Source organism: Streptomyces sp. R44 (assembly GCF_041053105.1).
Lineage (GTDB): Bacteria > Actinomycetota > Actinomycetes > Streptomycetales > Streptomycetaceae > Streptomyces.
This window is the reverse complement of record NZ_CP163444.1, coordinates 1,015,047-1,029,127: the sequence shown is the minus strand read 5'-3', so window position 1 is coordinate 1,029,127 and position 14,081 is coordinate 1,015,047. Positions and strand designations below refer to the sequence as shown.

General features: G+C 74.2%; 9 protein-coding genes. 5 read left to right on the top strand and 4 right to left on the bottom strand.

Annotated features, from left to right (window positions below; all coding sequences use genetic code 11):
* Positions 1-42: 42 nt before the first annotated feature.
* Positions 43-4,521, top strand: coding sequence for an aminotransferase class I/II-fold pyridoxal phosphate-dependent enzyme (locus AB5J54_RS04905; protein WP_369142646.1), 4,479 nt, complete (start codon positions 43-45; stop codon positions 4,519-4,521).
* The gene (locus AB5J54_RS04900) at positions 4,521-5,297 is read left to right on the top strand and encodes a class I SAM-dependent methyltransferase (protein ID WP_369142645.1); all 777 of its coding nucleotides are present in this window, start codon (positions 4,521-4,523) and stop codon (positions 5,295-5,297) included. The genes AB5J54_RS04905 and AB5J54_RS04900 overlap by 1 nt, the downstream gene beginning before the upstream one ends.
* 25 nt (positions 5,298-5,322) lie before the next feature.
* Here AB5J54_RS04900 and AB5J54_RS04895 read toward each other — a convergent pair whose 3' ends face one another.
* The 4 genes from AB5J54_RS04895 to AB5J54_RS04880 form a co-directional block, all read right to left on the bottom strand.
* A complete protein-coding gene (locus AB5J54_RS04895) occupies positions 5,323-6,417 on the bottom strand; it encodes a glycosyltransferase family 4 protein (protein ID WP_369142644.1) in 1,095 nt (364 codons plus the stop codon).
* Positions 6,418-6,534: 117 nt separating this feature from the next.
* On the bottom strand, positions 6,535-7,407 hold the full coding sequence (locus AB5J54_RS04890; RefSeq protein ID WP_369142643.1) for a PIG-L deacetylase family protein: 873 nt from the start codon (positions 7,405-7,407) through the stop codon (positions 6,535-6,537).
* Positions 7,389-9,233: a glycosyltransferase family 4 protein gene (locus AB5J54_RS04885; RefSeq protein WP_369142642.1), complete on the bottom strand. Its 1,845-nt coding sequence runs from the start codon at positions 9,231-9,233 to the stop codon at positions 7,389-7,391. Before AB5J54_RS04885 ends, AB5J54_RS04890 begins: the two co-directional genes overlap by 19 nt.
* Positions 9,234-9,739: 506 nt before the next feature.
* The gene (locus AB5J54_RS04880) at positions 9,740-10,528 is read right to left on the bottom strand and encodes a glycosyltransferase family 2 protein (protein WP_369142641.1); all 789 of its coding nucleotides are present in this window, start codon (positions 10,526-10,528) and stop codon (positions 9,740-9,742) included.
* Between the two features lie 199 nt (positions 10,529-10,727).
* On the opposite strand from AB5J54_RS04880, the gene AB5J54_RS04875 reads away from it, so the two are divergent.
* The 3 genes from AB5J54_RS04875 to AB5J54_RS04865 all read left to right on the top strand — a co-directional run bounded on the left by AB5J54_RS04875 (position 10,728) and on the right by AB5J54_RS04865 (position 14,047).
* The gene (locus AB5J54_RS04875) at positions 10,728-12,569 is read left to right on the top strand and encodes a glycoside hydrolase family 15 protein (RefSeq protein ID WP_369142640.1); all 1,842 of its coding nucleotides are present in this window, start codon (positions 10,728-10,730) and stop codon (positions 12,567-12,569) included.
* 44 nt (positions 12,570-12,613) lie between these two features.
* Entirely contained in the window at positions 12,614-12,907 is a 294-nt protein-coding gene (locus AB5J54_RS04870) for a hypothetical protein (RefSeq protein WP_369142639.1), read from the top strand.
* A 69-nt stretch (positions 12,908-12,976) separates the two neighbouring features.
* Positions 12,977-14,047, top strand: coding sequence for a phosphatase PAP2 family protein (locus tag AB5J54_RS04865; RefSeq protein WP_369142638.1), 1,071 nt, complete (start codon positions 12,977-12,979; stop codon positions 14,045-14,047).
* Positions 14,048-14,081 lie beyond the last annotated feature (34 nt).

Genomic DNA, 14,081 nt, shown 5'->3' with positions numbered 1-14,081 from the left:
GCGCTGCCGACGGCGTCCGACCCGGCAAGGGGGCGGTGGACGATGTCGCTGCGCCGGCCGAACCGGCATGCCACCGAGCGCCGGGCCCTGCGCACCTGGACCGTCGTCTACCTCCTGTTCGTGACCCTGCTGACCGTCGCGTACCTGGAGATCCCCGCCCGCCACACCACCCTCTGGGCGCTGATCGGGCTCAGCGGCGTCGTCGCCATCCTCGTCGGCGTCCATCTGCACCGGCCCGCCCGCCGCTGGCCCTGGCTGGTCCTGGCCGCGGCGAACCTCACCTTCGTGAGCGGCGACACCGCGTACAACGCCCTGGAGGCCTTCTTCGGCCAGACCAGACCCTTCCCGTCCATCGCCGACGCCCTCTACCTGGCCACGTATCCCCTGTTCGCCGTCGGCCTGTTCGGGTTCATCCGCTACCGGGCCGTCGGCCGTGACCTCGCCGTCCTCCTCGACGCGCTGATCCTCACCTCGGGCCTCGCGCTGCTCTGCTGGGTCAACCTGATCACCCCGCTCGCCCGAAGCGAGGACATGACCTGGACCGAGAAGGCCATCTCCATCGCGTATCCCCTCGGCGACGTGCTGATGCTGGCGATGCTCGCCCGGCTCCTCGTCCCCGGCGGACTGCGCTCCCGCTCCGTGCAGCTCCTCACCCTCGGCACCTGCGGCATCCTGGCGTCGGACGTCATCTACGGCATCCTCCAGCTCAAGGGCACCTGGATGGTCGGCACCCCCTGGGACCTCGGCTGGGTCGTCTTCTTCACCGCCTGGGGCCTCGCCGCCCTCCACCCCTCCATGACCGGCCTGACCGAGACCGCCCCCGAACCGACCCCGCGCATCGCCGAGCGGCGGCTCGCGCTGCTCGCCGGAGCCTCCCTCGTCGCCCCGGTCCTGCTGCTCCTGCAGTCCCTGCGCCACGACCGGAACGAGGACATCGGCGTCATCGCGATCTTCTCGGCGATCATGTTCCTGCTCGTCCTCGCCCGGCTCTGGGGCATGATGCTCGACCACGGCAAGGCCGAGGCCCGGGAACGCAGCCTCAGGGTCGCCGCCGCCTCCCTCGTCGCCGCCCTCAGCCCCCGCGAGGTCGCCGGAGCGGTCGAGACGGCCTCCGCCACCCTCTTCGGCCCCGGCCCCTCCCACCGGGTCCTGCTGCTCACCCGGGACCGCCGCGGCGGCCTGACCGCCGTGGCCACCGCGGAACACCCCTGGAGCTGCCGCACCGACGAGCTGATCCGGCCCCGCGGCACCCCCTGGCCCGAGCTGGTCGCCGAAGGGGCCCGGCTGCTCCCGGTGACCCGCCTCGACCCGTCCATCACAGCCGAGATCACGCCCGAGTCGCACGCCCTGTTGTGCCCGCTCGAGCTCCAGGTCCCCGCCGGAGGCGAACCGGTGCTCGGCGTGATGCTCTTCGCGGGACCGGAGAAGAAGCTCGCGGAGATCGCGGCACCCGCCCAGTCCCTCGCCTCCCAGGCGGCCCTGGCCCTCGAACGCTTCGGGCTCAGCGAAGAGGTCAACCGCCGCACCAGCGAGGCCTACTTCCGCACCCTCGTGCACAACACCTCGGACGTCATCCTGATCGTCGACGACGACGACAGCATCCGGTACGCCAGCCCCTCCGCCGAGTCCATGTTCGGCCGCTCGCTGCTCCCCGGGACCCCGCTCGTCGACCTCCTCGCCCCCGCCGACACGGCGAGCGCCCTGCGTCTCGTCGCCGACGCGCGCGCCCGCGGCGCCGCCGACGCCCGGGACGACTGGAAGCTGCTGCACGGCGGCTCGGGCGAACTGGAGGTCGAGGTCCGGTGCAGCAACCTGCGCGACGAGCGCACCGTCCACGGCCTGGTCCTCACCCTCCGGGACGTGACCGAGCAGCGGAAGCTGGAACGGGAGCTGACCCACCGGGCGTTCCACGACTCGCTGACCGGGCTCCCCAACCGCGTCCTCCTCCTCGAACGCATCGAGCGGGCGCTGCTCCGCGGCCGCCGCGAGTCCACCCTGACCTGCATGCTCTTCGTCGACCTCGACGACTTCAAGGTCGTCAACGACACCATGGGCCACTCCGTCGGCGACGAACTCCTCGTCGCCGTCGCCCGCCGCCTCACCTCGGTCCTGCGGCTCACCGACACCGCGGCCCGGCTCGGCGGCGACGAGTTCGCCGTCCTCATCGAGGGCGCGCGCGAGCCCCGCGACGCCGAGGCCCTCGCGGCCGAGATCGTGCACACCCTCAGCCAGCCGTTCCACCTCACCGACGGCGCCGTCTCCGTGTCGACCAGCGTCGGGATCGCGACCGTGCTCGACAGCGCGCACGCGGAGGAGCTCCTCGGCCACGCCGACCTCGCCCTGTACGCGGCCAAGGCCGCCGGCAAGAAGCGGTGGCGGCTCTTCCACCCCGAGCTGCACTCCCGGCTCGTCGCCCGCCACGAACTCCAGGCGGGCATGGACAACGCCATCGCCGACCACGCCTTCGCCCTGCGCTACCAGCCGATCGTCGAGGTGGAGGAAGGCGCCACGGCCGGCCTCGAAGCGCTCATCCGCTGGCCGCACGCCCGACGCGGCATGGTGCCGCCCGACCAGTTCATCACCCTGGCCGAGGAGAGCGGCCACATCATGCCGCTCGGCGCCTGGGTCCTCGAACACGCGGCCCTCGACATCGCGCGCTGGCAGCGCATGCACCCCCGCCAGTCGCCGCTGCGGGCCAATGTGAACGTCTCCCCGCGGCAGTTCCGCGACCCCGGCTTCCTCGAAGAGGTGCGGCGCGCCCTCCACTCCTCCGGGCTCGCACCCGACTCGCTCTTCCTGGAGCTGACCGAGACCGTACTGATGCGCAAGGACGCCCAGATCCGGACCACCATGGCCGCCCTCAAGGAGCTGGGCGTCGGCATCGCCATCGACGACTTCGGCACCGGATTCTCCTCGCTCAGCTACCTCCGCGAGTTCCCCATCGACGTCCTCAAGGTCGACAAGTCGTTCATCGACGACATCACCACCGACCTGCAGCAGGTGGCGCTCGTGGAGGGCATCGTGCGCATCGCCGACGTCCTCGGCCTCCAGGTCGTCGCCGAGGGCATCGAGCACGAGGAACAGCGGGCACTGCTCGCCCAGATGGGCTGCCGGTACGGGCAGGGCTACCTCTTCGCCCGCCCCATGACCGCCCACCAGACCGAGTCCTATCTGCACCGCTCCCCGCCCGCCGCCACCGGGCCGACCGCCCGCCCCGCCGTCCGGCTCGCGGGCCCCGTCCCGGCGGTCCGCACCGTCCGGCCCCCGCGCGAGTCCCGCTGGCGGGACCTGGAGCACCTCCAGCGGACCAGCCTCATGTGCGACGCCGTCATCGACGAGGTCGACGGCCGCCGCATCCGCGTCGGCGACGACTGGCTCATCGACTTCGCCTCCTGCAACTACCTCGGCTTCGACCTCGAACCCGCCATCATCGAGGCCATCGAACCCGAGGTCCGGCGGTGGGGCACCCACCCCAGCTGGTCCCGGCTCATCGGCAGCCCCCGGCTCTACCCCCGCATCGAGGAGCGGCTCACGGAACTCCTCGGCGCCCCCGACACCCTGCTGCTGCCCACCATCACCCTCATCCACCAGTCCGTCATCCCGCTCCTCGCCGGCACCGGACAGGTCTTCGTCGAGGCGCAGGCCCACCGCACCGTGTACGACGGCTGCGTCGGCGCCCGGGGACAGGGCGCCGAGATCCACCGCTTCCGCGCCGACCAGCCGGAGGAGCTGGCCGCGCTGCTGCGCGGCGCGCCCCCGGAGGCGGGCCGGCTCGTCTGCATGGACGGCGTCAACAGCATGACCGGCAACTTCCCCGACCTGCCCGTCCTGGCCCGGATCTGCCGGGAGAACGGCGCCCTGCTGTACGTCGACGACGCGCACGGCTTCGGCGTCATCGGCGAGCGCCGCGATGGCGAGAGCAGCCCGTACGGCTCGCGCGGCAACAGCATCGTCCGGCATGTCGGCGAGACGTACGACAACCTGGTCCTGGTCGGCGGCTTCTCCAAGGCCTTCTCCTCGCTGCTCGCCTTCCTCGCCGTACCGAGGTGGCTCAAGGACCACCTCAAGGTGGCGGCTGCCCCGTACCTCTACTCGGGGCCCTCGCCGACCGCCTCGCTCGCCACCGCCCTCGCCGGGCTCGAACTGAACGACGAGCGGGGGGACGAGATCAGGGCCCGCCTCTACCGCAGGACGGCCCGCGTCCTCGACCATGTGCGGGCCCTGGGCATCGCCACCCCCAACACGGACGGCCTGCCGATCGTGGAGATCCCGCTCGGCGACGCCCGCGACCTCGACGCCGTCGCCACCTTCCTCTGGGAGCACGGCATCTACGTGACGCTCGCGTCCTATCCGCTCGTCCCGCGCGACCGGGTCGGCTTCCGCGTCCAGATCACCGCCGCCAACACCGACGAGGAGATCGACCAGCTGTGCACCGCCCTCACACAGCTCGCCGCGCGCTTCGCGCTGCAGCCCGCCGAGGCCTCCCGTTCCGTCACCGCCGGAAGGCCCGCGGAGGAGTGATGGACCTGAATCCGCCGGGCCCCCAGGAGACGGGCCGGGTCCGCCGCAACCGGGACGCCGACTGGAACGCCTGGCCGGTCGACGCCTACCTCGCCGAGAACTACCGCAGGCTCCACCCCTGCGACATCGGCGTCATCCGCCATCACGCCGCCGTCTACCGGCGCTTCACCCCCGGCAGCCTCTCCCGCACGGTGGAGCTCGGCGCCGGACCCAATCTGTACCCGCTGATGCTCGCGGGCGCCGCGAGCCGCGGCGTCGACGCCGTCGAGCCCAGCGCCGCCAGCGTCCGCTATCTGCGCGCACAGCTCACGTACGGCATCGACGACAGCTGGCGGCCCTTCTACGCCCTGTGCCGCTCCCTCGACCCCGCCCTCCCGGCGGAGTGCGCGGAGGCGCTCCACCGGGTCAGGGTCGTCCGGGGCACCGCCGACGACCTGGTCCCCGGCACGTACGACCTCGCCTCGATGAACTTCGTCGCCGAGAGCGTCACCGAGGACTTCGGCGAGTTCACCGCCGTCTGCGACGCCTTCGTCCGCGCCGTCAGGCCCGGCGGGACGCTCATCGCCGCCTTCATGGAGCAGATGCCCAGCTACCGCATCGGCACCGGCCCGGTCTGGCCCGCCTGCCCGGTCGACGAGCCCGCCCTGCGGGCCGTGTTCGTCCCCCGTACCACCGGCCTGCGGATCACCCGGCTCGCGAAGGACCGCACCCTGCCCGAGTACGGGGACACCGGCGTCCTGCTCCTCTCGGCGACCCGGCCGGACGGTTCGCCGTGACCGGTACGGGGGTGAGGCCGGGCCGTCAGGCCAGCAGCTCCCGGTAGAGCGCCGCGTACCGGGCGGCGAAGCGCTCGGGGCCGAAGTGGTCCTCGACCAGGGCCCGCCCCCGCTCCGCGAGCATGTCCCAGGAGCGCGGCTGGTCGAGCAGCCACGCCAGCTGCTGCCCGGTGCGGCGCGCGTCGCCCGCCGGGGCCCGCAGCACGGCATGGCCGAAGTCGGCGAACTGGGGGAGGTCGCTGAGGATCGACGGCCGCCCGGAGGCCAGCGCCTGGAGCACCGTGAGCGGGATGTCCGCGTGGCCGCCGAGCCGGGCCGGCGGGAACAGCAGCACCTGGACGGAGGCCAGCAGGGCGTGCATGTCGTCGACGTATCCGCGGACGTCGACCTCGGGCAGCCCGGCCGCGCCGGCCCGCTCCCGCAGCGCCTCGTCGAGGGCCTCGGCGTCCTGCCCCGGCCGTCCCCGCATCGCGAGCACCAGCCGGAACCTGGCCCCCTCGCCGTGGGCCACCGCAGCCGCCTCGATCGCGATCTCCGCCCCGCCGTGCGGGTCGTGGTGACCGGCGAAGAGGACCACGGGAAAGCCCTCGGGCCGCGGCAGGTACGGCCACTCGTCGAGCCGGACCATGGGCGGGACCACCCGGACGTCCCCGAACTCCGCCGCCCGCAGCCGGCGGGCCATCGACTCGGACAGGGCGACCGTGGTCCCGAGCGGCCGGGCGCGCCGCAGGGAGCGGTTGTCGGTCACCCCGGGCACGGTGTGCACCACCGGCCGTCCGCTGAGCAGCAGCGGGCGCAGCCAGGAGAAGGCGGGGAAGGCGCGGCCGATGCTCAGGAAGGCGTGCACGAGGTCGACCCGGCGGGCGAACACGGCCCCGGCGAGCGCCGACTGCGCGCGGAGGGTGATGTGCGGCCCGCCGTCCCGGGACAGGACGCGGACCGGCCGCCCGCGCTCCGGCGGGGCCTGGCGCCGTCGCGGCCCCTGGGTGAACCAGACGAAGTCCACGTCGGGCAGGGCCCCGAGGACGTCGGCGGCCAGCCGCACGCCACAGGCCTCCGGACCGTCCAGCGCGCCGGCGGTCAGGAGCAGGACACGGGGCCGCCGCTCATGGCGCGGCATCGGGCACCTCCGAGGCGTCCGGTCCCGGCGCCCGGCACAGCGGGGAGGGCCGCCGGCACGCGACCCCCGCCCGCCCGCCCGCGCCGGGCGCGAGGACGGGGACGGTGTCCGGGGCGGTCACCCCACACCTCCCGCGGTCCGGGCCCGGGTGCCGCGCAGGCGATCGGATTCCCAGGACACGGCGGGGTCGGCGGCCTCGGGCAGCAGATACACCTCGGGCGCCCGCGGGATGCCGCCCCCGGGGAACAGCGTCCCGGTCTGCGTCCGGTAGCCGCGGATCAGCTCCGCCTTCCGGTCGAGGTCACGCTCCCAGGCGCGGGCCACCAGACGGTGCCGGCCGGTGAACTCCGCGTCGGCGGCGGCCGTCTGGTTGAACGGGAACTCGCTGTAGTACACGACCCGGCGGCCGCTGCGCTCCGCGACGGTGCGGGCCAGGACGTGGTCGGCGTGCCCGCCCACGCCGAGGGGCGCGAGCACCAGGCCGCCGGAGCGGGCGGGCAGCAGCGCGTCGACGACCTCCCCGGCCACGCGCAGCGTCTCGGCGTCGTACGAGGAGACCCGGCCCCGGGACAGGTGCAGGCGGTACGTGGGGTACACATGCGCCAGTTCGGGCAGCACCCGGGACAGCCGGGCGGTGCCCGGGCCGATCCGCGGCAGCCGCCGGAACAGCCCGTCGACCAGGCCGACATGGCGCCAGTCGGCGTCGAGCAGCTCCAGGACCCGCCGGTCCTCCGCGCGCCGGTCGGCGAACAGCTCCTGCGCGTCCCGGGCCCCGGCCCGCTTCAGGTACTGCCGGGCGGAGAGGGTGTACGGAGGCGGCGCGGCCTCCGTGAACAGCGTCGCGACCGTCACCGGGGCCCGCCGCCCCGCCCAGCCGAGCAGCGCGCCGCAGGACAGCACGGCGTCGTCCAGATGCGGTGAGAGCACGAGCATCGGGACGCCGGTGCCCAGGACGGTGCGGACGAATCCGGTCAGCGGGTCGTCTGCCATGACGACGCACCCCTCTTCCTCGGCCGCCGCGCGGCGGCGGGTGAGTCGAGCAGCCGATGGGCCAGGGCCAGATAGCGGCCCGTCGTCTCGTCCCACGTGTAGTGCCGCGCCGCGATCCCGGCGCGGTGGCCCAGTCGGCGCCGGAGCGCCGTGTCCGTCGCCAGTTCGGTCATGCGCGCCCCGAACGCCGCCACGTCGAACGGCGGGACGGCCACGTCGCCGCCGTCGCGCATCCAGCGCAGCGCCGGCAGGTCGAAGTGCAGCACCGGCTTGCCGTACGCCATGCCCTCCAGGGCCACCAGACCGAAGGTCTCGTGCCGGGACGGCATCACCAGGAAGGCGCTGTCGCGCAGCAGCTGGCGCTTGCGGGCCTCTCCGGCGGGTCCGACCCAGTGGATCCGGGGTTCGGGGCCGCGGGCGTGGGCGGCGAGGAGCGCGGTGAGCCGGCGTTCCTCCGCGGGGGGACCCGTGCCCGCGAGCAGCAGGTCGAGCGGCGGCCGGGCCCGGTCGTAGGCGTCGATCAGCAGGTCGAGGCCCTTCACCCAGGTGTCGATCCGGTCCAGGAAGAGGATGAACTGCCCGGCGCCCAGCCGGGCCTCGTCAGGGAAGGGCTGTTCCACCCCGTTGGGAACGACCTGTACGTCGGCCCGGGGGCTGAGCCTGCGGATCACCGATCCGTCCGCCGCGTTCGTCACCACGATGTGCCGGTAGCAGCGCAGGCCGAGCCGCTCCACCAGGAAGAACGGCACGTGGTGGCGCCACCACGGGGCCTCGGCGCCCCCGTGGTCGATGCCGACCACGGGGGCGCGGGTCGTCAGGGGCAGGAAGCTCGTCGAGTACGGGGGAGTGAAGTTCTCCAGCCACAGGTCGTGCCGGATCCGCCGGGCCGCGAACGGCAGCATCGCGAGGAAGAGCAGCCTTCCGGTGCGTGGGCCCGCCCGGCCCACCGGGAGCCGGACGTACCGGATGCCGTCCCGGTCCTCGGTGCCGCCGCGTCGGCCCGCCGTCACGATGGTCACCCGGAAGTCCTCGGCGAGCCGCCGCGCCACCTTGCCCGCGAGCAGCGGCCCTTCGCCCCGGTGGGCGGGGTCGTCCGCGTCGTCGTAGACCGACAGCACCACGTGCCGCCGCTCCCCGGCCGGCTCGGGCTCCGGCTCGGCGACCACCCGCTCCCGTTCCCACACCGTGTCGAGGATCCGCTCCAGGGCCGCGCCCGCCACCAGGGACGGGGCCCGTGCGCCGTCGAGGCGCGCGATGCCCGTCAGCCGCAGCGACCAGCTCCGGTAGCGGCCCCACCGGGCGGCCGGTGATCCCTCGGTCTCCTCCCGGCCGCGGACCGGCCGGGCCCAGGGCCCCGTCTCCACCAGCAGCGTCAGGGCGTAGCCCGCGGCGATCCGGCAGAAGGCGGACGCCGTCCCGGAGGAGGCCGGCGGGTCGAACCTCACCAGGCCGTCCAGCGGGCCGCGGTCGGTGACGACCACGGCCTGCCCGCCGTGGGCCCGCGCCCGCGCGAACCGCCGGGCCGCGGCGATCCGGGCCGCGAGCTCGGCGGCTTCGAGGAGCGCGTGGACACGGCGCAGCCGGGGTCCCCGGCGCTCGGGATCCGAGGCGCGCCGTGCCCACCCGCCCCCACCCGGTTCCCCGGTCTCCCTCACGCGTGGCGGAACCGGGAGTCGGCGGCACAGGAAGCAGCCGTGGCCATGGACGGTGACGACGGTGACGCCGCGCTCGCGGAGCAGTCTCCCGAGCCGGCGCACCAGCGAGGACGTGCCCGCGTCGTCGGGACCCGACACGGCGACGAGCAGGGGTCCGCGGAAGCCGGTCATGGCACCCGCCTCCCCGGCTTCCGGGCCCGCACCGGGGCGGGGGCGCGGAAAGGGGCGGCGCGGTGGGTCGCACCGCACCCGCCGAAGGGGCCGGGTGAGCCTGATGAGCCGGACGCGCCGGACGATCGGCCGGAGCCGCGACTCCGTCGCGCGGTGCGGGTGTGGGCCGTACGCGCGCGCCGTCGCCGCCCTGCGCCGCGCGGCCTGCGGGTCAGGCACAGGGGCGCGGGGACATGGCGGCCGATCCGGTCGGTGGCGCGGCGGGCGGGATGGGCCGTCGGACGGTGCGGGGGGCGGCAGAGCGAGCGGTGCCGGGCATCGGCGAGGGGCCAGTCGGTCACCCGCCGCAGGGGGTGCGGCACGGGTGCCACCGGCGTCCGGCTGGAATGGATGGAGGTCACGACGAGCCTCTTCCGGCAACCGACCCTGCCGAGGGTGTGCGCTCACTGTCTGGTTTGTCCAGAAATGTTGCTCATCTCAGCGTTAGCACCCTTGGGGCCGTTTCGTCAACCGGAAGCGTCCCGCGAGCCGCGCAAAGGGGTCCGCGTGAGGCGCGACAGGGCGTTGTGCGGTCGCTCCTGGAGGAGGGCGCCGAGGATACGGGCGCCGTCGCGGATCGTGCGGGGATGCGACGGGCCGTGACGGCGGGGCAGTTCGAGACTCGGCACCTCGGCGACGCGCAGCCCGTAGTGCAGCGCGTGCGTGACGAGTTCGGCGCCGAGCTCCACCCCGTCCTCGCGCAGGTCGAGGAGGTCGACGAAGGGGCGCCGGAACGCACAGAATCCGTACCAGAGATCCGTCAGGTGCTGGCCGTAGAGGCGGCGGGCGACCCGCAGCAGAGCGCGGTGCCCGATCCGCCGTGACAGCGGATAGTCGGCGTAATCCCCGCCCGCGATGAAACGCGATCCCTTGACGAAGTCGTAACCGCTTTCCAGGTAATGCAGGTAATGCGGGATCTCCTGCGGCGACATGCTTCCGTCGGCGTTCATCAGAACGACCAGATCCCCGGTCGCGGCGAGCAGGGCCGCGTGCGGAATGTCGCCGCGGGTGAAGTCCCAGGCCCCGAGCCGGAGCACGCCGAGCCCGGCGCGCTCCTCGGTCCCTCCGGCGGGTCCGCCGATCAGGACGACCTCCCGCACGCTCGACGGCACCTGGTCGAGGATCCGGTCGAGCGCCGCTCCCGGGTCCCCGCCGTCCGGACGGGCCGTGAGGACGAGGCTCACCGTCAGGGTGCCAGAACCGGGTGCCCGGTCGGTCGACCGGCGCAGGGGATGCGCATGCGAATCGCTACTCATCGGTACGGCCTTCTCGCCGGCCCGGCCTCTCGATGGCCGGCCCGCGTTCTCAGAATCCTGCGCCCGGGGCGACGCCGTCAAGAAGAGCGGAAGGATATGCGGACCCGCGCGAAAGGATGACCCGCTCTGCCGCCGGGTCATTCCCCCCTGTCACCAGGTTGTTTCTGCACGCGATCCCCCGGAGGAATACAATCCGGTCATGGCAGGGCGAATTGAGGACTACGCCCTCGTCGGTGACCTGGAGACCGCCGCGCTCATCGGGACCGACGGGTCCGTCGACTGGTGGTGCGCACCCCGCTTCGACTCGCCCGCCTGCCTCGCCGCCCTCCTCGGCGAGCCGGACCACGGCCGATGGATCCTCGCCCCCGTCGGCAACGGCCGCTGTACGCGCAGGAGTTACCGCGGCGACACGCTCGTCCTCGACAGCGTCTGGGAGACCCTCTCCGGAACCGTCCGGATCACCGACTTCATGCCGCCCCGCAGCCCGGGCGAGGACTCCCCGAGGATCGTCCGCATCGTCGAGGGGGTCGCCGGACGGGTCGCCGTACGGGGCGAGTTGAGGGTCCGCTTCGACCACGGCAGCATCGTGCCCTGGACCCGCGCGAAGGACCGGCGCACCGTCGTCTCCCTCGCCGGGCCGGACGCCGCCCACCTCTCCTGCGGGCCCGGCGTCGAACTGGACGTCACCCCCGACCGTACGAGCTGCGAGTTCACCGTCACGGCCGGCCGCCGGGTCGCCTTCGTCCTCGGCTGGAGCCCCTCGTACGCCCCCGCGCCGCCGCCCGCCTCGCCCGCCGGTGTCGCCGCCGCCCTCGCCCGTACCCTCGCCTTCTGGAACGACTGGGCAGCGAACCTGCGCTACGAAGGGCCCGCCCGCGAGGCCGTGCTCCGCTCCCTGCTCACCCTCAAGGCCCTCACCTACGCCCCCTCGGGCGGCATCGTCGCCGCCGCCACCGCCTCGCTGCCCGAGTCCGTCGGCGGCGGCCGCAACTGGGACTACCGCTTCTGCTGGCTGCGCGACTCCACCTTCACCCTCTCCTGTCTGCTCCGCAGCGGATACCGCAGGGAGGCCCTGGCCTGGACCGACTGGCTGCTGCGCGCCGTCGCGGGCGACCCCGCCGACCTCCAGCCGGTGTACGGGGTCGAGGGGCAGCGGCGGCTGCCCGAGACGTACGCCGACTGGCTGCCCGGCTACGAGAACTCACGCCCCGTCAGATTCGGCAACGCCGCCGTCGGCCAGTTCCAGCTCGACATCTACGGCGAGGTCCTCAGCACCGTCTACTCGGCCGTCCGGGCCGGCGTCGACCTCGACCCCGCGGCCTGGTCCCTGGTGGCCTCGCTCCTGGAGTACCTCGGCAAGCGCTGGCGCGAACCCGACGAGGGCATCTGGGAAGTCCGGGGCCCGCGCCGCCACTTCGTCCACTCCAAGGTCATGGCCTGGGTCGCCGCCGACCGTGCCGTCCGCCTCGCCCGCCTCGCCGGACTGCGCGGCTCCCTCGCACGCTGGCAGGCGCTCCGCACCGAACTGCACGCGGAGATCTGCGCCCGCGGATGGAGCGAGGAACAGGGCTCCTTCACCCAGTACTACGGAAGCCGGCAGGTCGACGCCACCGCCCTGCTGATCCCCCGGCTCGGCTTCCTCCCGGCCGCCGACCCCCGTGTCCTCGGCACCGTCCGGGCGATGGAACGGCTCGACGACCACGGCTTCCTGCGCCGGTACGGCGACGCCCGCGACGGCGGCACGCACGAGCTCGACGACCTCGGCGGCACCGAGGGGAGCTTCGTCGCCTGCACGTTCTGGTACGCCGACGCCCTCGCCGTGACCGGCCGCGCCGACGAGGCGAGGGCCGTCTTCGAGCGGGTCCTCGACGTCCGCAACGACGTCGGGCTCCTCGCCGAGGAATGGGACCCGGTGGCCGGCCGTCAGCTCGGCAACATGCCCCAGGCGCTCAGTCATGTCGCCCTGGTGAACACGGCGTTCACCCTCTACGGCACACGCCGCCACGACCGCGACCGCGCCGGCCGGCTCGCTGTGGCATGATCGCGTCGACTTCCGGCGCGGTGCTGGAAGATCGAGGGGGGACCGTGTCCTGGTACATGGCGATTCCGAGCGCCGTGGTCGCATTGCTGGCTCTCGTCGGCGGGACGGCCACGCTCCGCAGCGGCTGGGTGATGCCCTGGCAGCGCGGCTACGTCCACCGGCCGCGACTCTTCGGCTGGGCCCAGCTGTCGATGGGGGCCGCGCTGGCGCTCCAGGCGGCCACCGCGCTCCTCGACGACCGGGGAGCGCGCTCCACCGTCCAGGGCATCGCCCTGGGCTTCCTCCTCGCCGGACTGATCCTCCTCGTCCTCTCCCAGCGCCCGCGCCAGGACGCCTGACCCGCCTCCGACGTGTCGTTCGGGTGAGTCCAGCGGGCGCCACGGGCGCGCATGGGTTCGAATCGGGGCATGGCTTCCTACGACAGGCTCCGCGCCGGCGGCTCCCCGAGGCCGCTGGAGACCGGTGACACCTGGTGGTACGCCGCCGTGGCCGGCGAAGCCGCCGGCTCGTTCAGCACACGGGTCCGCACCCGGACCCGCCGTGCCTGCCTCGGGGCCGTCCTCCTCCTCACGGTCATCTACGCGGGACTCGTGCTCACCGCGACCGGCCGCCGCTGGGGCGACGCCGCCGTCACCGGCCGCCGCGCCGACCCCGCCGCCGCCACCCTGCTCCGCGAGCATCCCTCCCTCGCCGGGGCCACCACCGTCTCCCTCGTCCTCGGCTGCGTCCTCCTCCTCGCCACCGGCCTCATACGCAAGCGGTACGCCCTCACCGGCGCCGCCGCCGGAGCGGTCGTCACCGCCCTCGCCGTCACCGGACTCCTCCAGCGGTACGCCCCCCGCCCCCGGCTCGCCGACACCGCCGGCCTCGCCACCAGCGGCTTCCCCAGCGCCCAGAGCACGCTCGCCGTCGGCATCGCCCTCGGCCTGGTCCTCGTCGCCCCCTACCGGCAGCGCGCCCTGGCCGTCGGCGCCGCCACCCTCTGGGCCGTCGCCGTCGGCGCGTACACCCTCGCGGCGGGGCAGCACCGGCCCGGCGACGTCATCGCCGCCGCCCTCGTCGTCCTCGCCGTGACCTCGGGCCTCCTCGCCGTCATCGCCCGCCGGGGCAAGGTCCGCCCCGGCCCGCGCCGGGGACCCGCCCTGCCCGGTCTCCCGGTGACCGTCCCGCTCGCCCTGCTGGCCCTGGGCGGCCTCGGAGCGGGGCTCTGGCTGCTCGGCGACACCCTCGCGCTGCCCGCCACCGCCCCGTACGACCCGGCCGAGCTCCGGCTCGCGCACCGCTGCGGCCAGGCCCTCGCCGCCGGCGTCGTCGCCGCCACCGGACTGATCCTGCTCGCCGTGCTCCGGCGCGTCGACGTGGACGGCGCCCCCGCCGCGTACCGGCTCGGCGGGCCCTTCGTGGAGGCCGCCGGCGTCCCCCGCGACGCCGAGCTCGTGGGGCCCTTTACCGAGGAGCACGATCACGAGATATCTTGATGTCGAGCAATCTCGCATACGCAGACGTGGAGCG

Coding starts and splice junctions, on each gene's coding strand:
- AB5J54_RS04905 (WP_369142646.1), top strand. CDS start 43: ATGTCGCTGCGCCGGCCGAACCGGCATGCCACCGAGCGCCGGGCCCTG.
- AB5J54_RS04900 (WP_369142645.1), top strand. CDS start 4,521: ATGGACCTGAATCCGCCGGGCCCCCAGGAGACGGGCCGGGTCCGCCGC.
- AB5J54_RS04895 (WP_369142644.1), bottom strand. CDS start 6,417: ATGCCGCGCCATGAGCGGCGGCCCCGTGTCCTGCTCCTGACCGCCGGC.
- AB5J54_RS04890 (WP_369142643.1), bottom strand. CDS start 7,407: ATGGCAGACGACCCGCTGACCGGATTCGTCCGCACCGTCCTGGGCACC.
- AB5J54_RS04885 (WP_369142642.1), bottom strand. CDS start 9,233: ATGACCGGCTTCCGCGGACCCCTGCTCGTCGCCGTGTCGGGTCCCGAC.
- AB5J54_RS04880 (WP_369142641.1), bottom strand. CDS start 10,528: ATGAGTAGCGATTCGCATGCGCATCCCCTGCGCCGGTCGACCGACCGG.
- AB5J54_RS04875 (WP_369142640.1), top strand. CDS start 10,728: ATGGCAGGGCGAATTGAGGACTACGCCCTCGTCGGTGACCTGGAGACC.
- AB5J54_RS04865 (WP_369142638.1), top strand. CDS start 12,977: ATGGCTTCCTACGACAGGCTCCGCGCCGGCGGCTCCCCGAGGCCGCTG.